We start from the raw sequence: 256 nt of genomic DNA, 5'->3' as shown, positions 1-256 counted from the left end.
AGCCCGAGCTCGGTTTGCTCTCCAACCCAGGCGACATATCCGTCGGGCCTGATCAGCACGGTGGTCGGCGCAGCAACCACCCCGATTGCCGGAAGCTCCCATGCACCAGCATATTCAGCGTTGATGAGCTGGACTCGATCCGCCCACGGCGTGATATCGAGGCGGCCGGGATGGCCGAAGTCGAGCAGCACGGGGCGGGCGCCGTGCAGCAGGGTGAATACCCGCAGCGGACCGTTGGCGGTGACCAGGTCGAGAT

1 pseudogene is annotated in these 256 nt (G+C 65.6%); it reads right to left on the bottom strand.

The window, feature by feature from the left end:
• Positions 1–256: pseudogene (locus QSV46_RS40260) on the bottom strand (hypothetical protein); the annotation flags it as partial.

Source organism: Bradyrhizobium cosmicum, assembly GCF_032290525.1.
Taxonomy (GTDB): Bacteria; Pseudomonadota; Alphaproteobacteria; order Rhizobiales; family Xanthobacteraceae; genus Bradyrhizobium; species Bradyrhizobium cosmicum_A.
The sequence above is the reverse complement of the archived record's forward strand: the minus strand, read 5'-3'. Positions and strand labels throughout refer to the sequence as shown.